Annotated in this window: 20 protein-coding genes; 9 read left to right on the top strand and 11 right to left on the bottom strand. The window is 70.7% G+C overall.

The genetic code is table 11. From position 1 onward, the window contains the following. Positions 1-41: 41 nt before the first annotated feature. The 5 genes from fabI to Raf01_RS32360 all read right to left on the bottom strand — a co-directional run bounded on the left by fabI (position 42) and on the right by Raf01_RS32360 (position 5,213). Entirely contained in the window at positions 42-809 is a 768-nt protein-coding gene (fabI, locus tag Raf01_RS32380; RefSeq protein ID WP_203921870.1) for an enoyl-ACP reductase FabI, read from the bottom strand. Between the two features lie 92 nt (positions 810-901). After that, positions 902-1,606 (bottom strand): 3-oxoacyl-ACP reductase FabG, encoded by a 705-nt coding sequence (fabG, locus tag Raf01_RS32375; protein WP_203921869.1) that lies wholly within the window; start codon positions 1,604-1,606, stop codon positions 902-904. Between the two features lie 443 nt (positions 1,607-2,049). Beyond that, positions 2,050-3,000 carry a VWA domain-containing protein gene (locus tag Raf01_RS32370; RefSeq protein WP_203921868.1) on the bottom strand — a complete coding sequence of 317 codons (951 nt, stop codon included), beginning with the start codon at positions 2,998-3,000 and terminating at the stop codon, positions 2,050-2,052. Next, positions 2,997-3,986, bottom strand: coding sequence for a DUF58 domain-containing protein (locus tag Raf01_RS32365; protein ID WP_203921925.1), 990 nt, complete (start codon positions 3,984-3,986; stop codon positions 2,997-2,999). Before Raf01_RS32365 ends, Raf01_RS32370 begins: the two co-directional genes overlap by 4 nt. Before the next feature lie 93 nt (positions 3,987-4,079). Then, the gene (locus Raf01_RS32360; protein WP_203921867.1) at positions 4,080-5,213 is read right to left on the bottom strand and encodes an AAA family ATPase; all 1,134 of its coding nucleotides are present in this window, start codon (positions 5,211-5,213) and stop codon (positions 4,080-4,082) included. A 273-nt stretch (positions 5,214-5,486) separates the two neighbouring features. Here Raf01_RS32360 and Raf01_RS49895 point away from each other — a divergent pair, with 273 nt between their 5' ends. From Raf01_RS49895 to Raf01_RS32340, 4 genes are all read left to right on the top strand, one after another. Next, entirely contained in the window at positions 5,487-5,807 is a 321-nt protein-coding gene (locus tag Raf01_RS49895) for a hypothetical protein (RefSeq protein ID WP_239134106.1), read from the top strand. Between the two features lie 83 nt (positions 5,808-5,890). Beyond that, complete coding sequence (locus Raf01_RS32350; RefSeq protein WP_203921866.1) at positions 5,891-6,763, top strand: NAD(P)-dependent oxidoreductase; 873 nt, start codon at positions 5,891-5,893, stop codon at positions 6,761-6,763. Positions 6,764-6,854: 91 nt separating this feature from the next. Next, the gene (locus tag Raf01_RS32345; RefSeq protein WP_203921865.1) at positions 6,855-7,235 is read left to right on the top strand and encodes a thioesterase family protein; all 381 of its coding nucleotides are present in this window, start codon (positions 6,855-6,857) and stop codon (positions 7,233-7,235) included. Next, positions 7,232-8,062, top strand: a complete 831-nt coding sequence (locus tag Raf01_RS32340; RefSeq protein ID WP_203921864.1) for an MBL fold metallo-hydrolase — start codon at positions 7,232-7,234, stop codon at positions 8,060-8,062. Before Raf01_RS32345 ends, Raf01_RS32340 begins: the two co-directional genes overlap by 4 nt. A gap of 91 nt (positions 8,063-8,153) precedes the next feature. Here the strand turns inward: Raf01_RS32340 and Raf01_RS32335 are convergent, their stop codons facing one another. Both Raf01_RS32335 and asnB read right to left on the bottom strand, forming a co-directional pair. Next, positions 8,154-9,836 (bottom strand): alpha/beta fold hydrolase, encoded by a 1,683-nt coding sequence (locus Raf01_RS32335; RefSeq protein WP_203921863.1) that lies wholly within the window; start codon positions 9,834-9,836, stop codon positions 8,154-8,156. Between the two features lie 78 nt (positions 9,837-9,914). Continuing rightward, positions 9,915-11,876, bottom strand: a complete 1,962-nt coding sequence (gene asnB / locus Raf01_RS32330) for an asparagine synthase (glutamine-hydrolyzing) (protein ID WP_203921862.1) — start codon at positions 11,874-11,876, stop codon at positions 9,915-9,917. Positions 11,877-11,938: 62 nt separating this feature from the next. On the opposite strand from asnB, the gene Raf01_RS32325 reads away from it, so the two are divergent. Together Raf01_RS32325 and Raf01_RS32320 are read left to right on the top strand one after the other, a co-directional pair. Continuing rightward, positions 11,939-13,372, top strand: coding sequence for an aminopeptidase P family protein (locus tag Raf01_RS32325; RefSeq protein ID WP_203921861.1), 1,434 nt, complete (start codon positions 11,939-11,941; stop codon positions 13,370-13,372). Between the two features lie 64 nt (positions 13,373-13,436). Then, positions 13,437-13,772: a ribbon-helix-helix domain-containing protein gene (locus Raf01_RS32320; RefSeq protein ID WP_203921860.1), complete on the top strand. Its 336-nt coding sequence runs from the start codon at positions 13,437-13,439 to the stop codon at positions 13,770-13,772. Positions 13,773-13,809: 37 nt separating this feature from the next. Here the strand turns inward: Raf01_RS32320 and Raf01_RS32315 are convergent, their stop codons facing one another. Next, positions 13,810-14,352 (bottom strand): hypothetical protein, encoded by a 543-nt coding sequence (locus Raf01_RS32315; RefSeq protein ID WP_203921859.1) that lies wholly within the window; start codon positions 14,350-14,352, stop codon positions 13,810-13,812. Positions 14,353-14,561: 209 nt separating this feature from the next. Here Raf01_RS32315 and acnA point away from each other — a divergent pair, with 209 nt between their 5' ends. Next, positions 14,562-17,288 carry an aconitate hydratase AcnA gene (acnA, locus tag Raf01_RS32310; protein WP_203921858.1) on the top strand — a complete coding sequence of 909 codons (2,727 nt, stop codon included), beginning with the start codon at positions 14,562-14,564 and terminating at the stop codon, positions 17,286-17,288. Between the two features lie 485 nt (positions 17,289-17,773). On the opposite strand, the gene Raf01_RS32305 is transcribed toward acnA, so the two are convergent. Then, complete coding sequence (locus Raf01_RS32305) at positions 17,774-18,697, bottom strand: serine protein kinase RIO (RefSeq protein WP_203921857.1); 924 nt, start codon at positions 18,695-18,697, stop codon at positions 17,774-17,776. Between the two features lie 309 nt (positions 18,698-19,006). Between Raf01_RS32305 and Raf01_RS32300 the strand changes: the two genes are divergently transcribed. Together Raf01_RS32300 and sigJ are read left to right on the top strand one after the other, a co-directional pair. Continuing rightward, positions 19,007-19,702 (top strand): NAD(P)-dependent oxidoreductase, encoded by a 696-nt coding sequence (locus Raf01_RS32300; protein WP_203921856.1) that lies wholly within the window; start codon positions 19,007-19,009, stop codon positions 19,700-19,702. A 14-nt stretch (positions 19,703-19,716) separates the two neighbouring features. Then, positions 19,717-20,586, top strand: a complete 870-nt coding sequence (gene sigJ / locus Raf01_RS32295; protein WP_308442680.1) for an RNA polymerase sigma factor SigJ — start codon at positions 19,717-19,719, stop codon at positions 20,584-20,586. Positions 20,587-20,606: 20 nt separating this feature from the next. Here the strand turns inward: sigJ and Raf01_RS32290 are convergent, their stop codons facing one another. Both Raf01_RS32290 and Raf01_RS32285 read right to left on the bottom strand, forming a co-directional pair. Next, on the bottom strand, positions 20,607-21,251 hold the full coding sequence (locus Raf01_RS32290) for an HAD family hydrolase (protein ID WP_203921854.1): 645 nt from the start codon (positions 21,249-21,251) through the stop codon (positions 20,607-20,609). A gap of 112 nt (positions 21,252-21,363) precedes the next feature. Then, entirely contained in the window at positions 21,364-22,002 is a 639-nt protein-coding gene (locus tag Raf01_RS32285) for a VC0807 family protein (RefSeq protein ID WP_203921853.1), read from the bottom strand. Positions 22,003-22,068 lie beyond the last annotated feature (66 nt).

Raw genomic sequence — 22,068 nt, 5'->3', positions numbered from 1 at the left:
ATCAGGTCGCCGGGGCGGCCCGCATGCCCGGGTGAGTCGCCTCACGCACCCAGGGCGTGGTACCCGCCGTCGACGTGCACGACCTCGCCGGTGGTGGCCGGGAACCAGTCGGACAACAGGGCCAGTACCGCCCGGGCCGCCGGCTCCTGGTCGGTCAGGCTCCAGCCCAGCGGCGCCCGCTCCGCCCACGCGTCCTCGAACTGCTCGAACCCGGGGATCGACCTGGCCGCCATGGTACGCAGCGGGCCGGCCGAGACCAGGTTGCTGCGGATGCCCTGCTTGCCCAGGTGCAGCGCCAGGTACCGGTTGGCCGACTCCAGGCCGGCCTTGGCCACGCCCATCCAGTCGTAGACCGGCCACGCCTTCGTGGCGTCGAACGTGAGCCCGACCACCGAGCCGCCCTGCTTCATCAGCGGCAGGCAGGCCACCGCCAGCGACTTGTACGAGTACGTGGAGACCTGGATCGCCTGGGCCACGTCCTCCCACGGCGCGTCCAGGAACCCGCCGCCCAGGCAGCTCTGCGGCGCGTACGCGATGGAGTGCACCACACCGTCCAGACCGTCCACAGTGGACTGCACCTTGCCGGCGAGCCCGGCGAGATGCTCCGCGTTGGTCACGTCCAGCTCGATCACCGGCGCCTCGGCGGGCAGCCGCTTGGCGATGCGCTCGACCAGGGACATCCGGCCGAACCCGGTCAGCACGACCGTCGCGCCCTGCTCCTGTGCGATGCGCGCCACCGAGAACGCGATGGACTGATCCGTGATGACGCCGGTGACGAGCAGTCGCTTGCCGGCCAGCAGTCCAGACACCGTTGCCTCCAGGAGAGAGTGTGCGATGGGATCGGGGCGCCGGCCGGGCCGGCGCGGGTGGGTCGTGACGCGGTGAGCGGCCGATCGGGTGGTCAGTGGCCCATGCCGACGCCACCGTCGACCGGGATCACCGCACCGCTGACGTAGCCGGCCGAGTCGCTGGCCAGCCAGGTGACCGCACCGGCGATCTCGTCCGGCTGCGCGAAGCGGCCCGCCGGGATCTGGGCCAGGTATCGCTGCTTCACGTCCTCGGGCAGGTTGTCGGTCATGTCGGAGACCACGAAGCCGGGTGCGACCACGTTCGCGGTGATGTTGCGGGTACCCAGTTCGCGGGTGATCGAACGGGCGACACCGACCAGGCCGGCCTTGCTGGCGGCGTAGTTGACCTGCCCGGCGCCGCCGAGGTGTCCCACCACCGAGGAGATGAAGATGAGCCGGCCCCACCGGGCGCGGAGCATCTTGGTCGAGGCCCGCTTCGCGCACCGCCAGGCGCCGGCCAGGTTGGTGTCGACGACCCGGTCGAACTGCTCCTCGGACATGCGCATCAGCAACGTGTCCTCGGTGATGCCGGCGTTGGCCACCAGCACCTCGACCGGCCCCAGTTCCGCCTCGATGGCGGTGAACGCGGCGTCGACCTGGGCGGAGTCGGTGATGTCGCAGCGCACGCCGAACAACCCGTCCGGGACGGTGCTGCCCCGGTGGGTGACGGCGACCCGGTCGCCCTGCTTGGCGAATGCCTGAGCGATGGCCAGGCCGATTCCCCGGTTACCCCCGGTGACCAGCACGGTACGTGGCACGAGGTTTCCTCCGCTGCGATGGGTTGTGGCGCGACAACTGGGCAGTGCAGAGACTATGCGCTGGCCGTACGGCGGGGAAACCGGCCCTCCGGCACCACCCCGCCCGATTGCGCTATGATGTTCGCCGGCAAATGACGGGCCCACGACCACAGGAGGTGATCGCTGTGCGAGATAGCGATCCTCCGAGTCGTGGTCACCTTCTGCGTCAGCTGCCCTGACACCTGTGCGCCCTCGCCGGCGCGCAGCTGACCACGACTCGACACGTGCGTCCCCGCCACTTCCAGCCCCGGGAGCCGTCGATGAGCCGCTACGCCGTACCCCTGACGTTTGTCCTGATCATCAGCTGGGTGATCGTCGTCTTCCTGCTGGTCCGCAACGCGACTGGCTGAGCCGCGCGGTCACCACCGCCGAACGCGCAGCGGCCCGGACTCAGGGCCGCCGGTTCACGGCAGCCGGGAGGTCCACAGCAGGCTCATCCCGGCCGCCGCGAAGGCGAACAACAGCCCCACGCCCACGTACCACTGGGTGATCTCCCGGGGCACCGTCTTGAACCCGATCGAGCTACCCATGTCCTGGTAGACCTGCTTGAGCTGGCTCAGGCTGGCCGCCTCGTAGTAGTGCCCGTGCGTGGTCTCCGCCAGCTGTTGCAGGGACGGACGGTCCACCGGTACCCGCTGCAACTGGCCCTGGATCTGCACAGTGCCCTGGTCGGTGCCGAACGCGATGGTGGAGACCGGTACGTTCGCCGCCGCCGCCGACGAGGCCGCGTCCTCGATCGGCCGACCCGCCGTGCGGTACCCGTCGGACAGCAGCACGATGCGCGCCGGTGGCGGCCCGGACGCGCCGTCGGAGGGAACCGACTGGATCGCCGACAGGCAGGTGAACACCGCCTCGCCGGTCGCCGTCGCCTCGGCCAGCTGGAGCCCGTCGATCGCCTGGTCGACCGCCCCCTTGTCCTTGCTCGGCGAGACCAGGACGCTGGCGGACTTGGCGAACGAGACGAGCCCGATGTTGTACGAGTCGGGCAGCGTCTTGACGAACTCCTTGGCCGCCTCCTTGGCCGCCTGGATCCGGGTCGGGGCCACGTCGTCGGCCTGCATGGACAGCGACACGTCGATGGCGATCATGACGGTCGCCCGCTCCAGCGGCTGCTTCGCGTCGGTCGCCGGGCGCGCCATCGCGCAGCCGAGCGTCACCAGCATGAGCAGGAACGCGCCGGCCGCCAGGTGCCGGCGGTAGCCCAGGCCACGCGGCGCCAGCCTCTCTAGCAGCGACACGTTGGTGAACCGCACCGCGTAGGAACGGCGGCGCAGCTGGCGCAGCACGTAGACGCCGGCCAGTGCCAGCACCGGGATCAGTGCCAGCAGCCACAGCGGTTCGAGGAAGCGAATCATCGGGTGGTCCCCCTGGTGCGCGCGTGACGTTGCGCCGCGACAAACCGAACGATATCCAGAAGCCAGTCACGATCGGTACGCAGCCGCAGGTGTGCCGCACCGGCACCGCGCAGGGCGGAGGCGATGGCGGCACGCTGGGCGGCGGCCGCCGCGGCGTACCGGGACCGCAACTGGGCGTCCCGGGTGTCTACCTCGTGCAACCGGCCGGTCTCCGGATCGACGAACTCCATCACGCCGGAATCGTTGAGTTCCAGCTCCCGCGGGTCGACGACCTCGATCGCCAACACGTCGTGGCGGACTCCGAGCTTGCGCAGCGGGCGCTCCCACTCCCCCGGCGCCACCATGAAGTCCGAGATCACCACGGTCAGCCCGCGCCTGCGCGGCGGCCGGTTCAGCGAGTCGATCAGGCCGCCCAGGTCGGCCCGGCCGGGGCGGGCCGGTGTCTGCGCGACGACCCGGAGCATCCCCTGGGCGTCCTTGCGGCCGGACCGGGCCGGCATCCGGGCGATCTGCTCCCCGGTTCCGACCACGGCGCCGATCCGGTTGCCACCCCGAACCGTGAGGTGGCTGACCGCCGCCGCGGCGGCCACCGCCAGGTCGCGCTTGAGGCAGTCCGCGGTGCCGAAGTCCAGGCTCGCCGACAGGTCCACCGCCAGCCAGGTCTCCAGCTCGCGGTCGGCGACGGTCTGGCGTACGTGCGGGATCGTGGTCCGGGCGGTCACCGGCCAGTCCATCCGGCGCACGTCGTCGCCGGGCCGGTACTCCCGCGACTCCCCCGCCTCGGTGCCCGGGCCGGGCAGCAGCCCGAGATAGTCGCCCTGCAACAGCCCGTCCAGCTTCCGGGTGACCAGCAGCTGCAGCTTGCTCAGGGCCGGTTCGGCGCGGTTGGCCGACAGCGGCAACTCGCCGTGTCCGGAACCGGGGGGCGCGGTGGCCCCGATGTCGCCCCGCGGCTGCGTGCGTAGCCTGCGGATCAGGCCGAGCATGTCCCGACTCACGTCGGCATCGCCCTCATACCCGCACCGCCCTCATGCCCGCACCATCGTCATGCCCGCACCATCGTCACGCTCGCACCGTCGTCATGCCGGGCGACCGGGGGTCGGCCACGTCGCAGCCTGGGCGGCGGCCGGCGTCTGCGGGTACCCGCCGTGGTGGTTGCCGCCCGCCGCGACGCCCACCGGTGTCGCGTTCTGCCGGGGCGCGACCGTCGGCAGCGGCACGGTCGTCAGGATCCGTTCGATGATCTGGTCGGCCGGGATGTCGTCGGCCAGCGCGTCGTAGGAGAGCACCAGGCGGTGCCGCAGGATGTCCGGCGCGATGTCCTGCAGGTCCTGCGGGAGCGCGTAGTCGCGGCCGCGCAGCAGGGCCAGCGCCCGGGTGGCCCGCACGATGCCCAGCGACGCGCGGGGGCTCGCGCCGTACTGGATCAGAGGGGCGACGTCGGGCATGCCGTACTCCGCCGGGGCGCGGGTGGCCAGCACCAGCCGTACCGCGTAGTCGACCAGCGCGTTGTGCACGAACACCTCGTCCGCCTTGCCCTGCAGGGTGACCAGGTCGCTGGTGTTGAACACCGGTACCGGCTCGGGCGGCGAGACACCCATCCGGTACACGATCTCCCGCTCCTCGGCGTCGGTCGGGTACCCCACCTGGATCTTCATGAGGAACCGGTCGCGCTGCGCCTCCGGCAGCGGGTACACGCCCTCCTGCTCGATCGGGTTCTGCGTGGCCATCACCAGGAACGGCCGCGGCACGTCGTGAGTCTGGCCGCCGACCGACACCTGCTGCTCGGCCATAACCTCCAGCAGCGCGGACTGCACCTTGGCCGGCGCCCGGTTGATCTCGTCGGCGAGGAGGAAGTTCACGAACACCGGGCCCAGTTCGATGTCGAACTTCTCGCTGGACGCGCGGTAGATCCGGGTGCCGACGATGTCCGCGGGGACCAGGTCCGGGGTGAACTGGATGCGGGCGAACGAGCCGCCGACCACCTGGGCCAGGGTCTCCACCGCCAGCGTCTTGGCCACTCCCGGGACCCCTTCGAGCAGGCAGTGCCCGCGGGCGAGCAGCGCGACGAACATCCGCTCGATCATCCGGTCCTGACCCACGATCACGCGCTTGACCTCGAACAGCGCACGCTCCAGCAGGCCCGCGTCCTGGGCGGGGGTGCTCGGTGCCGTCGAGGGCTGCGCGGACGGGGGCGGGGTCGGTTGGGCCACCGGTCCTCCAGGCGTTTCAAACGGGTACGACCAACCTAGCTTGGCACGCTCCGCCCAGCACGCGCGCACGGACCGGTGTGCGCGATCAAAATACCCGGTCGGCGCCGGGTACGCACTCGATGATCGACATCATCCCCCGAGCAGCGCCGGAAGACCGGGAACCGCCCGATTCGGCACACGGTACGGGTAGACACCAGGGGCGTGTTCAGCGGTACGATTCACCCGTCGCCGGGCGGCTTCCCCCGTGGCCGCCCGGCGCTCAATCATTTCGGGGTGAGTGCGATCCTCCTCTGTTCCGCCAAGGGCTGTCGCGTGGCCGCCGAGTGGGCGCTGCGTTGGAACAACCCGAAACTGCACCCGCCGGAGCGGCGCAAGACCTGGCTCGCCTGCGCCCAGCACCGGGATTCCCTGAGCGAGTTCCTGTCCGCGCGCGGCTTTCTGCGCGAGGTGACGCCGGTCGAGGCCGGCTCCGGACCGGACCCGTCGCCGGATCCGGCGGACGCCTCCGCACCGGCCGGTGCGCCCGCCGACGCGATGCCCACCGACACCATGCCCGCCGACGCGCTCGGCGACCGGCCCTCGAACCGGGAGTAGGCTCCGCCGGCCGGCCACCGCAGGGTTTTCGGCCCTGGTGTCCGGGTACGGTACAGCGATCTCCCCCAGAGAGGATCCCGCCGATGCAGAACACCACGTCCCCGGCGCGGGTCACCGTCCTCGGCCTCGGGCTCATGGGCACCGCCATCGCGGCCAACCTGGCCGAGCACGGTTTCGACGTACGCGGCTGGAACCGCACCGCCGGACGGGGCGCGGGCCTGGCGGAGCAGGGAGTCGAGGTCCTGACCGACGCCGCCGAGACGGCCAACGGGGCGGACATCGTGCTGACCATGCTCACCGACGGCGCCGCCACCGCCGAGGTGATCCGGCAGGCCCGACCGGCCGCCGGCACGGTCTGGGTGCAGATGGGCACCGTCGGCGTACCGGCCACCGCCGAGCTGGGCGAGCTGGCCGGGGCCCAGGGGCTCGTCCTGGTCGACGCGCCGGTGCTCGGCACTGTCGCACCCGCCCGGCAGGGACAGCTGCTGGTGCTGGCGTCCGGGCCGGACGAGTTGCGCGAGCGGGTCCAGCCGCTGTTCGACACTCTCGGGAAGCGGACCCTCTGGCTCGGGCCGGCAGGCCGGGGCAGCGCCGTCAAGCTGGCTCTCAACACCTGGCTGGCGGCGGTCGTGGAGGGCATCGCCGAAACCATGGCGCTGGCCACCTGCCTGGACATCGACCCGGCCACGATCCTCGACGCGCTGGACGGCGAGGCGGTCGCGTCGCCGTACGCGCTGATGAAGGGCCGCAACATGCTGGCCGGCAAGCTCGACCCCGGCTTTCCGCTCAAGCACGCGGCCAAGGACATCGCGATGGTCGTCGCGGCGGCCCGCGAGCGAGGCGTGGACCTGCCGGCGGTGGAGGCGACCCTGCCGGCCTGGCGTGCGGCGGTGGAGGCGGGCGGCGGCGACGCGGACATCGCCGGCGCCGGTACCCGCTACCGGCTGACCCCCTGACCGCAGGCGGCGGCCTCCGGATGCGCAGCCGGCCGGGCGACCATCCTCGGCCCTGACGGCAAGCCGCCGACAACCCCGTAGGCTTTCATTCATGGACTTGCGGCCCGGACTCGCCACGCGGGTGCAGCTGACCGTCACCGACGCCGACACCGCGCAATCGCTGGGCTCTGGCGACGTGCCCGTGCTGGGCACGCCGCGGGCGCTGGCACTCGCCGAGGCGGCCACGGTGGCGTTGACCGCAGGCCGGCTGCCGACCGGCTCCACCACGGTCGGAGTGCGAGTGGAGCTCGACCACCTGCTGGCCACCCCGGTCGGCGGGTCGGTGGTGGCCGAGGCCGTCGTGTCCGAAGTCGACGGCCGCCGGTTGGCGTTCGTGGTGACGCTGCGCCAGGGCGAGCAGGTGGCCGCGCGGATCCGGGTCGACCGGATGATCGTCGACCGGGAGAAGTTCGTGGCGAAGGCGTACGCGTGATGGCCGAGTTCACCGAGGTCGCCGCCGGGGTGCACGTGCTGCGCCACGAGTCGCTGAACGTCAACTCCACGCTGATCGTCGGCGACGGCGGCGCCCTGCTGGTCGACACGCTGTCCGGGCCGGGGCAGGGCCGCGAGTTGGCCGAGGCCGTCCGCCGGCTGACCCCGGCTCCGCTGGCCGCGGTCAACACCCACCACCACTTCGACCACTGCTTCGGCAACGCGGCCTTCCGGGAGGCCGGTGGCGGCGCGATCTGGGGGCACCGGGACGCGGTCGCCCAGTTGCGCGATCACGGACCCAACTGGCAGCGGGCATGGTACGAGCAGTGGCTGCCGACCCAGCCTGAGCTGGCCGAGGAACTGAGTGGCGCCGCCATCGCGGCACCCACCAGGGTCGTGCACCGCAGCGCGACTCTGGACGTCGGCGGCCGGCGGGTCGAGTTGCGCCACCTCGGTCGCGGCCACACCGAGGGCGACCTGGTGGTGCTGGTACCCGACGCGGCGGTGGTGGTGGCCGGCGACCTGGTCGAGCAGGGCGGGCCGCCCGACTTCACCGACTCGTACCCGCTGGAGTGGCCGGAGACCGTGACCGCCCTGCTGGAGCTGGTCTCCCCCGACACCGTGGTGGTACCGGGCCACGGCGTACCGGTCGACCGCGACTTCGTCAGCGAAGCGCACCGGCAGCTCAGTGAACTGGACTGGCTGATCCGTTATGGGCACCGGGACCGGGCCACCGCGCAGGCCGTGGCCGACCGGTCGCCGTTCGGGCCGGAGGTCTCCCTGGTCGCCGTGGAGCGCGGTTTCGCCGAGCTGTCCGGCCGGGCCTGATCCGAGCCACCCAGTCGGGCCCGAGTCGTCCGAGCCGGGCGGAGCCGAGCCGGCCGGACCCGAGCCAACCCGTCCGGCCGGGCCTGATCGGTCACCTCGCCGGGCACTCGTCCGGCTTGAAGTTCTGGTTCGACCGGCCGGCGACCGCACGCCAGGCCGGATTCCACGGCACCCGCAGCGACGGCGCCTGCCAGGCCGCGCCGGCCCACTGCAGGGCCGCGTAGCCCCACACCCGGCGCTGCTCCTGGCGCCCGCTCTCGATGAACACGGAGAGCCGCCGCCGGGCACTCGGATCGTCGATCAGGATGCCGTGCACCGCGGTCACCTCGACCACCGGAACCCGCGGATGGATCGATGGCGAGACCGTGATCGCGTCGCTGGTGGGCAGGAAGGCGATGGTCTTCACCCCCCGTTCGGGGCACAGCAGCCGGTTGCCACGAAACAGCGGGGCGCTGTCCATCAGCGACCGGATGAACGGCTCGTCGGCACTGTTGGGCAGCCCGTTGGTAGCGCTGAGTATCGCGAAGATCGCGCGTAGCTCCCACCCGGTCGCGATACCCCAGCCCGCGTTCCGGTCCTGCGGCGGGTAGTAGATGCGCCCGGCCCGGATCGGCGGGCTGAGATATGCCACCCGGTCCACCCCGGGGTGCGGCATGGTCTGCAGGTAGAAGTGGGCGACGAAGGCCCCCTCGCTCTCCGCCAGCAGCGCCACCGGGCGACCGGTGCGGCGGTTGACCTGCTCGACCTGCCGGGCGAGCAGCGTGGCGCTGGTGGACAGCGACTGGTGGGTGGCCAGCGCCGGGTACGGGCGGGGGTGCCCGTCGCGGTCGAGGCCGCGGTACGAGAAGCGCAGGACCGGCAGCGTGCGCCCGCTGGGCTCGCCGGTGTAGTCGGAGTCGTAGCCGGCCAGGAAGATCGCCGGATGGCCGTCCGAGGCCGCCTCCAGTTCGGCGATCGGATCCGGCTCCCGCTGCTCGCGACCGTGGCCGCCGAGCAGGGTCAGGTCGGCGACGACGAAGACCAGGACGGCCACCGACACGATGACGATCGGGCTGACCGGTACCCGCTTCCACCGCACGCCCGGGTGCAGCAGCGCGGTACGCACGGCGTACCGCCAGAGGATCCCGTTGACCCCACCGACCAGTGCGGCGATCGGGACGATCCAGCGCGGCGGCGCCCACCACATCAGCGCGCTGCCTGCGGTGAGCGTCACGACGTTGACCAGCGACAGCACGACCGTGCCCAGCGGCGGCAGGCCGCGCCACCAGCCGGGCACGATCCCGCCCCGTTGCAGCACCGGCGCCATGATCAGCAATGGGATCAGTTCACCGGCCAGGTACCAGGAGACGGACACCTCGGAGGCGACCACGCCCAGCGCCGCCCACGGGGAAAGGATGGCACCCAGCAGCGCCGAGAACCCCAGATTGCGCAGGAGCAGCCGGCTCAGCTGCGGGCGTTCCCGCTCGGGTGGCCAGGCCAGCGCGATCAGCCCGGTACACAGCAGCGCGCGCGTGCCGATCGCGGCCAGCGACTCGCCGACGAATCCGGCCCAGGACCGGTGGTACACCATGACCCAGAGCAGGTCGTGGAACGTCCCGTACGGCCACACCGCGGTGATGTGCGGGACGAGGCTGATCGTGGTGGTGAACCCGGTACCGCGCACCACGGCCGCCTCGATCCCGGCCGGTACCGCGGCCAGGATGATCAACAATGCCAGGCGTACCCGCGGAGACTCCCGCATCCGCCTGCGCCACCCCCGCACGACCGCACTCATCCCTGCGGCCGTACCCGCCGCCGTGGCGGGTAATCGACGCGACCGCGCCCCGGCCGGGCGGCCGGGGCGCGGGATCGCTCAGCGGACCATCGAGCCGACCACGGGCTTGGTCAGCAGCGCGGACTGGGCCCGGGTGATGCCCGGATCCAGCGAGCGCTCCACGAAGATCGCGTGCCACACGCAGAACACCAGCACCGTCCACACCTTGCGCGAGTAGTCCGCCTCGCCGCGCTTGTGCGCGTCGAGCAGGTTGCGCGCGTAGGTCAGGTCGAGCAGGTCGCCGGCGCCCGAGCGGCCCATGATGTCGTGCGCCCAGTCGTACATCTCGCCGGCCAGCCAGACCCGGGTCGGGGTCGGGAAGCCCAGCTTCTTGCGGTTGACGATGGCCGGCGGGACCACCTCGCGCAGCGCCTGGCGCATCGCGAACTTGGTGTCCGTCGAGTGCGGCGGGAGCTTCAGGTCGACCGGGATCGTGGCGGCCACGTCGAACACCGGCCGGTCCAGGAACGGGACGCGCACCTCCAGCGAGTGGGCCATGGACATCCGGTCGGCCTTGACCAGGATGTCCCCACGCAGCCAGGTGTACAGGTCGATGTACTGCATCTTGGTCACATCGTCCAGGCCGGCGGCGGTCGCCTCGGCGTAGATCGGCCCGGTGACGTCGGTGTAGCGCACCCGCTCGTCGTACTGGCGCAGCAGGCGGCGCTTCTCCGCCTCGGTGAACATCCGGGCGTTGCCGTAGTAGCGCTCCTCCAGCGGGGTGGTGCCGCGCTCCAGGAAGCTCTTGCCCTTGACCCCCTGCGGGATCACCTGGGCGACCTTGCGCAGCCCCTTCTGCACCGGGTTGGGCAGCCCGTTGATGGTGGACAGCGACAGCGGCTCGCGGTAGATCGTGTATCCGCCGAAGAACTCGTCCGCGCCCTCCCCGGACAGCACCACCGTCACGTACTCGGACGCCTTCTTGGCCACGAAGTACAGCGGTACCAGCGCCGGGTCGGCGACCGGATCGTCCAGGTGCCAGATGATCTTCGGCAGCGCCTCCATCATGTCCTGCGGCCCGATCTTGGTCGGGATCGTGGTCACCCCGAGGTGGCGGGCCGAGTCCTGGGCCACTTCGATCTCGGAGTATCCGTCCACGTCGTATCCGACGGTGAAGGTCAGGATGTTCGGGTTGAACTCGCGGGCCAGCGCGACCACGGCGGTCGAGTCGATGCCGCTGGACAGGAACGCGCCGACCGGTACGTCCGAACGCATGTGCATGCGGACGCTCTCCCGCAGGGTCTCCCGGATGCGCCGGTACAGCGACTCGGGGTCGTCGGTCGGCGTCGGGCGGAACTGGGGCTGGTAGTACCGCCGGGTGGCGAACGTGCCGCCGGCCCGGTAGGTGAAGCACTCGCCGGAGCCGACCCGGCCGATTCCCCGGTGCAGCGTGCCGGGCTCCGGAACGTACTGCAGCGTCAGGTAGTGCGACAGGTTCGCGGTGTCGACCCCACCTCGCCCGTCGGCGCTGCCGTAGTACGCCTCGGTGAGGAACGGCAGCAGCGCCTTCTTCTCGCTGGCCAGGTACAGCCCGTCGGGGGTGACCAGGTGGAAGAGCGGCTTGATGCCGTACGGGTCGCGGGCGCCGAAGACCAGCCGCTGGTGGGTATCGACGATCACGAACGCGAACATCCCGCGCAGCCGGTCGACCACCGCCTCGCCCCAGTAGTGGAACCCGGCGACGATCACCTCGCCGTCGCCCTCGGTGTCGAACCGGGCGCCGTAGTCCCGGATCAGTTCCTCACGCAGCTCGATGTAGTTGTAGATCTCGCCGTTGAAGGTCAGCAGGTAACGCCCGTTCGCATACGGCAGCGGCTCGTGGCTGCCGGCGACGTCGATGATGGACAGCCGCTTGTGCGCGAAGATCACCTCGGAGCCGATCACCTGGACACCGGTTTCATCCGGGCCGCGGTGGTGCAGGCTCTCCAGTGCGTGCGCCACCGCCTCGCGGTGGAAGGGCGCATCGCTGCGCGAGCTGATGAACGTCAGGAGTCCGCACATGGCGGTCATCCTTTCATGGTCGCCCCGTGGCCCTGGCCCGACTGGCACGATAGGTTCTCGACATGAGCGATCGAGTCCCGGGCACCCAGTCGCATGACCCCGATTTTCCGGAAAAGTTCCTGGCCTTCATGCGGACCGGATGGCGTGACAGCGCTCTGACCGTCGCCCCCGGCCCGGCGGCCGCGCACTACGCCAAGCGCCGGGCCGCCGTGTCCGAGGCATTCCCCGGCGAGACGCTGATCATACCGACCGGCCGGGAGAAGGTTCGGGCGAACGACACATTCTACCCGTTCCGCCCCGGCAGCGACTTCGTGTACCTGACCGGCGAGCACGACCCGGACGCCGTCCTGGTGCTGCGGCCGGGCGGCGAGAGCACGCTGTACGTGCGGCCCCGCTCACCGCGCGACACCGACGAGTTCTTCCGCGACCGGGTCTACGGCGAGCTGTGGATCGGCCGCCGGCACACGCTCGCCGAGAAGGCCACCGAGCTGGGCATCGACACCGCCAACCTGGACGACCTCGGCGCGGTGCTCGACGACTGCGCCCCGAGCCGCACCCGGGTGCTGCGCGGTTTCGACCCGGCCGTCGACGCGGCGGTGCGCGGCAACCCCGTGCGCGACGGGGAGTTGGCCACCGTGCTGTCCGAGCTGAAGCTGGTCAAGGACGACTGGGAGGTCGCCCAGCTCCAGGACGCGATCGACGCCACCGTACGCGGGTTCGAGGACGTCGCCCGGGTGCTGCCGGCCGACCGGCCGGTGGCCGAGCGGCTGCTCGACGGGGTCTTCGGGCTGCGCGCCCGGCACGACGGCAACCAGGTCGGGTACGGCTCGATCGTGGGCAACGGGGCGCACGGCGCGACTCTGCACTGGGTACGCAACGACGGATACACCCGCCCCGGCGACCTGCTGCTCATGGACATGGGCGTGGAAAACCGCAACCTCTACACCGCCGACGTCACCCGTACCCTGCCGGTCAACGGCACGTTCAGCCCGATCCAGCGCCGCGTCTACGAGCTGGTCCACGCCTCCCAGCAGGCCGGCATCGACACGATCAGGCCGGGCGTGAAGTACGACGACATCCACCAGACCTGCATGCGGGTACTGGCCGAGGGGCTGGCCGACCTCGGCCTGCTGCCGGGCAGCGTCGAGGAGGCGATGGACAAGGGCTCCACGGTGTACCGGCGGTGGACCCTGCACGGCTTCGGCCACATGCTCGGCCTCGACGTGCACGACTGCGCGAACGCGCGCCGCGAGCGCTACCGCGGCGGCACTCTCGACGAGGGGTACGTGCTGACCGTCGAGCCCGGCCTGTACTTCCAGCCCGAGGACGAACTGGTCCCGGAGGAGCTGCGCGGCATCGGCATCCGGATCGAGGACGACGTGCTGGTCACCTCGACCGGCGCGCAGGTGCTCTCCGCCGGCCTGCCGCGCACCGCCGACGAGGTCGAGTCGTGGCTCGCCGCGCAACGGGAGGCCGGTCCCCGCCTGCCCGAGTGACCGGTCGCCGCTCGCGCGGCCGCACGGGGCGGTAGTCGGCGCTATCGCGCGCTACCGTCGAGTGATGGCGTCCCATGAAGGGCCGGCCGAGAAGCTGGCCGCATTGCTGGAGACCCTCGAACCCGAGGATCGCAAGGAGATCACCGCCTGGTTGCTCGGCCGCACCGCGCGCAGTTGGCCGCTGCGCCAGCCGTTGCATCGCGACCTGCTGGCACAGCGTGAAGTCGCCACCGGCCTGGTCGCCGGTGAGGCCAGCCAACTGGTGAACATCCGGCTGCCCAGCGAGGCGCACGAGCGCCTGCGGACCTGGTGCAACGAGCACAACTTCAGCATGGCGGCGGTGATCCGTGGCCTGGTCGAGCGCTTCCTGGACGGGCAGGAGCGCGCGGCCGGCCACTGACCACTCCGTCCACTGTGGACCAACCTCCCGGGATCGGTCAGTGGGGCGAGGGGGTACGCGCGGCCCCGGGCAACTCCCAGCGCAGGGCCAGGCGCTGGCCCACCGGTACGGCGCGCCACCGGTCCGACAGTGCCCACAGCAGGCCCAGGCAGCGGCGCAGGGTCGCCACCTGGTACGGGCAGGGGCCCGAGCGCAGGCTGCCGTAGGCGATCAGCAGGTGCCGGTACAGCTTCTCGGGGTTGGTCTCGTGCTCCACGCCGTCGTGCACGACTCCGGAGAGCACCTCGGCGAGGCTGAGTTCGGCCGCGTAGGCCCGGATGACGGCGCGCGAGCGCACGTTGGCGTCGTAGCGCGGGCGACCGCCGACCACCGCCATGTTGCTGAACATCGCACCGGCCGCGATGCTGCCGAAGACGCCGTGGCCGAGCTCGAATTCGCGTTCGGTCACGAAGTGGGCCAGATCATGCGGAATCCGGAAGCTCCGGTCGAGACCCGGCAGACGGACCATCAGGCCGTCATCGCGGCGCATGAGCACCGCGTAGCCACCAACACTGTCGGTGCGGTGGAAGTGAACCTGCATGAATTCAGCATGCGCGCTTCGTGCAACGACTCGGATCGAATTATCGCTATCTGACACCTGGCAGACAGCGCGGTGGTCTTGCGGTATCGAGCGAGTGGTCTTGCGGCAATAGCAAGACGGACGTACGGTTTGCAAGTACCCCAGCGCGCCGGCCGGCGCGTGTTGCGGGAGACTGCTCCACAGTGACGGACCTGTTAAGGAGTTTCGACGTGGCGAGCCTCGACACCTTCGGTGCGAAGAGCCAGCTACGCGTCGGCGACGCGAGCTACGAGATCTACCGGATCGATCAGGTGGCCGGGCACGACCGGCTGCCGTACAGCTTGAAGATCCTGCTGGAGAACCTGCTACGCACGGAGGACGGCGCGAACATCACCGCCGACCACATCCGCGCGCTGGGCGGCTGGGATCCGGCCGCCGACCCGAGCGTCGAGATCCAGTTCACTCCGGCGCGGGTGCTGATGCAGGACTTCACCGGCGTCCCGTGCGTCGTCGACCTGGCCACCATGCGCGAGGCGGTGCAGGACCTGGGCGGCGACGCCACCAAGGTGAACCCGCTGGCTCCGGCTGAGCTGGTCATCGACCACTCGGTGATCGCCGACGTGTTCGGCCGGGCGGACGCCTTCGAGCGCAACGTCGAGTTCGAGTACGGCCGCAACAAGGAGCGGTACCAGTTCCTGCGCTGGGGCCAGACCGCGTTCAACGAATTCAAGGTCGTCCCACCCGGCACCGGCATCGTGCACCAGGTCAACATCGAGCACCTGGCCCGCGTGATTTTCAACCGGGACGGCGTCGCATACCCGGACACCGTGGTGGGCACTGACTCGCACACCACGATGGTCAACGGCCTGGGCGTGCTCGGCTGGGGCGTCGGCGGCATCGAGGCCGAGGCGGCCATGCTCGGCCAGCCGGTCTCCATGCTCATCCCCCGGGTGGTCGGCTTCAAGCTCGACGGCGAGCTGCCTGAGGGCGCCACCGCCACCGACCTGGTGCTGACCATCACCCAGCTGCTGCGCAAGCACGGCGTGGTCGGCAAGTTCGTGGAGTTCTACGGCTCCGGAGTGGCCGCCGTGCCGCTGGCCAACCGGGCCACCATCGGCAACATGAGCCCCGAGTTCGGCTCCACCTGCGCCATCTTCCCGGTCGACGAGGAGACCGTCCGGTACCTGCGGCTGACCGGCCGGTCCGCCGAGGCGACCGCGCTGGTCGAGGCGTACGCCAAGGCGCAGGGCCTGTGGCACGACCCGGCCCGGGAGCCGCAGTACTCCGAGAAGCTGGAGCTGGACCTGTCCACGGTCGTACCCAGCATCGCCGGGCCGAAGCGGCCGCAGGACCGCATCGCGCTCACCGACGCGAAGAACGCCTTCCGCGCCGCGCTGCCCGACTACGTCGCCGAGGACGCGGTGGACGAGGAGAGCCGGGAGAGCTTCCCCGCCTCGGACTCGCCGGCCTCCAATGCCGGTAGCAACGGCCGCCGGGCGCACGACCCGACCCCGGTGACGCTGGCCGACGGCACCACCTTCGAGCTGGATCACGGCGCCGTCGTGATCGCCTCGATCACCTCGTGCACCAACACCTCGAACCCGCAGGTGATGATCGGTGCCGCTCTGCTGGCCCGCAACGCGGTGGACCGGGGCCTGTCGCGCAAGCCGTGGGTGAAGACCACGCTGGCGCCGGGCTCCAAGGTGGTCATGGACTACTACGAGAAGGCCGGCCTGGTGCCGTACCTGGAGAAGCTCGGCTTCAACCTGGTCGGCTACGGCTGCACCACCTGCATCGGCAACTCCGGCCCGCTGCCGGAGGAGATCTCGGCCGCGGTCAACGCCGAGGACCTCGCCGTGGTCAGCGTGCTGTCCGGCAACCGCAACTTCGAGGGCCGGATCAACCCGGACGTGAAGATGAACTACCTCGCGTCCCCGCCGCTGGTCGTCGCGTACGCCATCGCCGGCACCATGGACCTCGACCTGTCGAAGGAGCCGCTGGGCACCGACAGCGACGGCAAGCCGGTGTACCTGGCCGACATCTGGCCCTCGCCGCGCGAGGTGCAGGACGTCATCGACGTGGCCGTGTCGGCGGACATGTTCACCAAGGACTACGCCGACGTGTTCGCCGGCGACGAGCGGTGGCGCTCGCTGCCGACGCCGACCGGGAACACGTTCGCCTGGGACGCCGAGTCCACGTACGTGCGCAAGCCGCCGTACTTCGAGGGCATGGCCGCCTCACCGACTCCGGTGGAGGACATCGACGGGGCACGGGTACTGGCGAAGCTCGGCGACTCGGTGACCACCGACCACATCTCGCCGGCCGGTTCCATCAAGGCCGACTCCCCCGCCGGCCGGTACCTGGCCGAGCACGGCGTGGACAAGAAGGACTTCAACTCGTACGGGTCGCGCCGCGGCAACCACGAGGTGATGATCCGCGGCACGTTCGCCAACATCCGGCTGCGCAACGAGCTCGTGCCGGGCGTCGAGGGCGGGTTCACGGTCAACCACCTCAGCGGCGAGCAGACCACGATCTACGACGCCGCCGAGGCGTACCGGCAGGCCGGCGTCCCGCTGGTGATCCTGGCCGGCAAGGAGTACGGCACCGGCTCCTCCCGCGACTGGGCAGCCAAGGGCACCATGCTGCTGGGCGTACGCGCGGTCATCGCGGAAAGCTACGAGCGCATCCACCGCTCGAACCTCATCGGCATGGGCGTGCTGCCGCTGCAGTTCCCCGCCGGCCAGTCTGCGAAGTCGCTGGGCCTGACCGGAGCCGAGACGTTCACCATCACCGGCATCGAGACCATCAACGACGGTGCGGCTCCGCGACGGGTGCACGTCATCGCGGGCGGGATCGAGTTCGACGCGGACGTCCGCATCGACACCCCCGGCGAGGCGGACTACTACCGGCACGGCGGCATCCTGCAGTTCGTGCTGCGCCGGATGCTCAACTCCTGACGAATCACTGGCGAAACGCCCGGCCCGGACGTCCACACTGGACCTCCGGGCCGGGCCCTTTTCCGCCTCGAAACGGCGGTGCTTGCGCAAATCCTGGTGTCACAGAGTGCTGGGCGTCGCCTCACCCACCGTTGTCGCCTCACCCGCGGCCGACGTCTCACCCACCGATCGACGTCTCACCCACCGTCGACGCCTATGCGGCGGTAGCGCGGGCGCGGGGGCGCTGCCTCGGCCGTGGTGGACGCGACCGCACCCCAGACATCCCGGCAGGCGTACGACTGGTTCGCGTGTATCCAGCGGCCGTCCGGGTCACGAATGACCGGTGCGGAGCAATGCCGGCATGAACGAACGGTTTCCTCCGTCACGCGAAAACATCGACGGAACTTCCACCGGCGTTACACGTTGCTCAACGCGAGCACGAAACGACGATGCGCAACCGGCCGGGCGCCCCGGGCGGCGCCGGCGCCGCCCGCTTCTGGGGCGGCTCAACGCATGCCCGCCTCCCCCAGCAGGTCCCGGGTCAGCTCCTCGCCGTCGACGTCGGGCAGGCCGCGCGCGGCGAACCAGGCGACCACGTTGCCGACGTCCCGCGCCAGGTACTCGCTCCCCCGCGGGTTGGCCACCACGTCCACCACCTGAGGCAGGTCGATGAGTACCAGCCGGCCGTCGTGCACCAGGATGTTGTACGGCGACAGGTCACCGTGGGCCAGCCCGCACCGGGCCAGCACCCGCAACCCGTCGACGGTCTGCCGCCACAGGTCGACCAGTTCCCGGCCGGTCGGGCGCAGCTGCGCCAGCCGGGGAGCCGCCTCGCCGTCCGGGCTGCCGAGAAACTCCAGCAACAGCTCGGTACCGAGGATCTGCACTGGGTACGGGACGATCGGCGCGCCCAACTCGACGCCCACCTCCCAGAGCCGGTACAGCGCGGCGAACTCGGCAGCCGCCCACTGACCCGCGATCGCCTGCCGCCCGAAGGTGGTGCGCCTGTTCATCGCCCGGTTGGTCCGCGACCGCCGTACCGACCGGCCCTCAAGATAACCGGCGTCGCGGTGGAACATCCGGTGCTCGGTCGACCGGTACCGCTTCGCGGCAATCAGGCACTCCCGGTCGGTGCCGGGTACCGCCCGGCGGATGAGATCGACGTCGGCCTCCTTGCCGGTCTTGACGACGCCGAGCTCGAAGTCCACGGCGGCCAGCTCGGTGACCAACCAGTCCGGGTATGGTTGCGGGCCCCGCTCGCCGGCGGTGGACAGGTCCCAGGTCGACCAGCGGTCGCCGGTCTCGGGAAGTTCATCCTGGTCGACCGGCTCAGGCTCCCGGCGCGGGGATCGCTTCAGGTAGCGCGGTTCGTCGTCGTCGAACCTGCCGCGACGGCCACGGCCGGCGCGTTCGTTCTCGTTGTCACGCAATGGATAGAGTCCTTCGGAAGAGTCGAGACAAGGGCGGGCGGCATCCACCGCGCGACAATCGCGGTCACAGCTCATCGCCTCCCTTCGACTCCACCGGAGACTCCCCCGGTGCGGGCCACGCATCCGGCCCGTCCTGCCGCACGATGCCGGGGATCCGCCGGCACCGCAACCGAATTACCCGTCCGCCTCGGCGCCGCACACCCGCGGGCAAGAAACTTCGGCCGGACCGGTCACATTCTCGCGGCCGGATCCGACAGTGCTGCGAAGCCGGCAGCGACCGCGCCGACACACACGAGGGAGCCCGAAGTCATGAGATTGGTCGTGTTCGGAGCCAACGGGGCCACCGGTCGACTGCTTGTCCGCCTCGCGCTGACCGCCGGCCACGAGGTCGTGGCGGTGACCCGGCACCCGGCCGACTTTCCGCTGGCAGGCGGCCGACTAGTCGTCGAGGGCGCGGACGTCCACGACAGTGACGCGGTCGCCCGGGTGGTACGGGGCGCGGACGCGGTGCTTTCCAGCCTCGGTGTACCGTTCGGCCGCAAGCCCATCACGGTCTACAGCGCGGGCATGGCCAACATCGCCGGCGCGATGTCCCGGTACGGCGTCAGACGGGTGATCGCGGTCAGTTCCAGCGCCACCGAACCCAGCCATCACGCCGATGGCGGATTCCTGCTGAACCGTGTGATACAGCCGCTGGTGACGGCGACGATCGGCAAGACCACCTACGTGGACATGCGGCGGATGGAGCAGTTGCTGCAAGGCAGTGATCTGGACTGGACGATCATGCGTCCGTCCGGGCTGTTCGAGGCCGCCCGCGTCAGCGCGTACCACCTGCGCGAGGATCGAGCCGATGGCATCTTCACCAGCCGGATCGACCTCGCCGCGAGCATCCTCGCCCAGGCCGCGAGCACCGAGTGGGTCCGGAAGAACGTCGCGGTCACCACGTCCGAGGGCGTCCCGACTCTCTTCCAGATGATGCGTCGCGAGGCTGCCGGGCGGCCGTGATTCCCGTGGATGACATGCAGTGGTTCGCCGAGCAGTTCGAGGCGAACCGGCCGCACCTGAGGGCGGTCGCCTACCGGATGCTCGGATCCTTGACCGAGGCCGACGATGCCCTACAGGAGGCGTGGATCCGGACCAACCGCTCCGACAGCCGCACGATAAGCAACATCGGCGGCTGGTTGACCACTCTCGTCGGCCGGGTGTGCGTCGACATGCTCCGGGCACGGCAGTCGCGCAGGGAGAGTCTCATCGGCACCTGGCTGCCCGAGCCGGTCGTCAGCACCGACGGCAAACTCGACCCCGAACAGTCGAGCCTGCTGGCCGACTCGGTAGGGCTCGCACTGCTGGTCGTCCTGGAAAGCTTGGAACCGGCCGAGCGGCTGGCGTTCGTCCTGCACGACATGTTCGCCGTCCCGTTCGACGAGATCGCGCCGATCGTGGACCGTACACCGGAGGCCACCCGTCAGCTCGCCAGCCGGGCCCGTCGACGGGTACGCGGTACCACAACGAACTCCAACGCCGACCTGCCCACGCAGCGGCGGGTGGTCGCGGCCTTCCTGGCCGCGTCGAGGGCCGGCGAATTCGAGGACCTCATCAATCTGCTCGACCCCGACGTAGCCTTCCGGGTCGACACCGGTTCGCGTACCTGGCTCGCCCCGGCCCTCCTCACCGGGGCGACCGAGGTGGCCCGGCACGCCTCGGCTCACGGGCCCAGGTTCGCCACGCTCTGCCAGCCGGCGCTGGTCAACGGTGCGGCGGGCATCATCGCCAGGACACGCTCCGGTGTGGTCGCCGTGGTCGGCTTCACCGTGATCGACGAACGCATCTCGGAGATCGACCTTCTTCTTGACGCGGACAAGCTCGCCGGCCTGACGATCTCGGAGTAAGCAAGCCTCTCACCGGGTCGCTAGCCGCCGAGTACGGCGGCCAGCGCGGCGATCGTGCCGTCGGCCGTATACGTCGGCGCGTACCGCTGCTCGATCCAGCGCCGCCCGCGGTGCAGCCACACGCTGCGCAGCCCCAGTTCGCTGGCCCCGCCGATGTCCGCCTCCGGGCTGTCCCCGATCATCCACGCGCCTGCCAGGCGCATCCGGGCCCGCTGCGCGCCGATCGCGAAGATCCGTGGGTTCGGCTTGCTGACCCCGGCCTCCTCGGAGATCACCCAGTCGGCCAGGTACCGGTCCAGGCCGGTCTTGCGGATCTTCGCCTCCTGCTGGCGCGTCGCGCCGTTGCTCACCACGACCGGGACCCAGCCGGCCTCTCCGGTGATCTTCAGTGCGCAGGCCACCATCGGATCGAGCCGGCTGTGGGCCACGACCCCGTCGTGCAACTCCTCCACGAGGTCGACCGAGGAGGCCCGGAGCCCGTACCGGTCGCGCAACGCATCGGCCACGTCCCACCGGTCGGTGAGCCCGTCCGCGTCCACGTCGAGCAGCCACTGGATGTCCTCGGCGGGCGCGCCCACCTGTCTGAGGAAGTCCTCGCCCCAGGCACGAAACGGCCCCACGCGGTCAAGCAGGGTGTTGTCGAGATCGAGGAGCAACAGCGGCACGCGCGCACCCTACGGGACAATGGCCACCGTCGAACAGTCCCGGGCCCGATCCTTGCCGGATTGCACCGATGGCGACTTCCCTCTGGGTGACGAAACGGACGGCGCCGGTGGATCATCGTGATCCGGCGGCGGCGTACCGGCGGCGGTCACCGCGGCGCACGTACCGGACGGTGAACAGCACCAGCCCACCGAGTACCACGACGTACTGGATGCCGGCCACCGCGGGTACCGCGTCCGCGGGCAGCGTGTACGCCAACAACACCTTGACGATCCCGTCGAGGCTGAGCCCGGTGCCCCAGACAGTGTTGATGGTGCGAATCTGGTGCCGGAACACGGGATCCGCCTCCCATGACGCGTCCCAGTCCTCATCCGGCTCCTGCCCGAACGGCCGGGCCACGGTGAAGTACAGCGGCCGGCGGGCGGTCAGCGTACCCAGGGCGTACAGCCCCGCGATCCCGGTGATCAGGCCGTCCTTCGCCAGCGCCAGCCGCTCGCCGCCACCGAGCACGGTCGCCAGTACCAGCACGCCGAGCACCACCACGGCGAGGCACGCCAACTGGTCGACCTGACGGCGGCGGGCGAACACCAGAGCGGCATTGCCGAGCGGCAGCAGGGCGGCCAGCAGTGTCGCCACGACCGTGGAGAGCCCGGCGCCGCGCAGCGCGTAGTACGCGACGGTCGGGCCAATCAGATCAATGGCGGCGGATCGCAGAAGGGCACCGCGTACACCGGGCGGTCCGGTTGTCTTCATGGAAATCTCCGTTCCTCAAAGCGATCGCTGTCCGACCGGGCTGGCCCGGCGCGTCCGACGCCGCGC

Source organism: Rugosimonospora africana (assembly GCF_016862975.1).
Taxonomy (GTDB): domain Bacteria; phylum Actinomycetota; class Actinomycetes; order Mycobacteriales; family Micromonosporaceae; genus Rugosimonospora; species Rugosimonospora africana.
Note: the sequence above shows the minus strand (reverse complement) of the source record. Positions and strands in the feature narration are given on the sequence as shown.

Excerpts from the sequence above, each read along its gene's own strand:
- Raf01_RS32300 (WP_203921856.1), top strand. The coding sequence starts at position 19,007 with ATGAGATTGGTCGTGTTCGGAGCCAACGGGGCCACCGGTCGACTGCTT.
- Raf01_RS32285 (WP_203921853.1), bottom strand. The coding sequence starts at position 22,002 with ATGAAGACAACCGGACCGCCCGGTGTACGCGGTGCCCTTCTGCGATCC.
- Raf01_RS32320 (WP_203921860.1), top strand. The coding sequence starts at position 13,437 with ATGGCGTCCCATGAAGGGCCGGCCGAGAAGCTGGCCGCATTGCTGGAG.
- asnB (WP_203921862.1), bottom strand. The coding sequence starts at position 11,876 with ATGTGCGGACTCCTGACGTTCATCAGCTCGCGCAGCGATGCGCCCTTC.
- Raf01_RS32365 (WP_203921925.1), bottom strand. The coding sequence starts at position 3,986 with ATGCTCGGCCTGATCCGCAGGCTACGCACGCAGCCGCGGGGCGACATC.
- Raf01_RS32315 (WP_203921859.1), bottom strand. The coding sequence starts at position 14,352 with ATGCAGGTTCACTTCCACCGCACCGACAGTGTTGGTGGCTACGCGGTG.
- Raf01_RS32345 (WP_203921865.1), top strand. The coding sequence starts at position 6,855 with ATGGACTTGCGGCCCGGACTCGCCACGCGGGTGCAGCTGACCGTCACC.
- Raf01_RS32350 (WP_203921866.1), top strand. The coding sequence starts at position 5,891 with ATGCAGAACACCACGTCCCCGGCGCGGGTCACCGTCCTCGGCCTCGGG.
- Raf01_RS32325 (WP_203921861.1), top strand. The coding sequence starts at position 11,939 with ATGAGCGATCGAGTCCCGGGCACCCAGTCGCATGACCCCGATTTTCCG.
- Raf01_RS32335 (WP_203921863.1), bottom strand. The coding sequence starts at position 9,836 with ATGAGTGCGGTCGTGCGGGGGTGGCGCAGGCGGATGCGGGAGTCTCCG.
- sigJ (WP_308442680.1), top strand. The coding sequence starts at position 19,717 with ATGCAGTGGTTCGCCGAGCAGTTCGAGGCGAACCGGCCGCACCTGAGG.
- Raf01_RS32370 (WP_203921868.1), bottom strand. The coding sequence starts at position 3,000 with ATGATTCGCTTCCTCGAACCGCTGTGGCTGCTGGCACTGATCCCGGTG.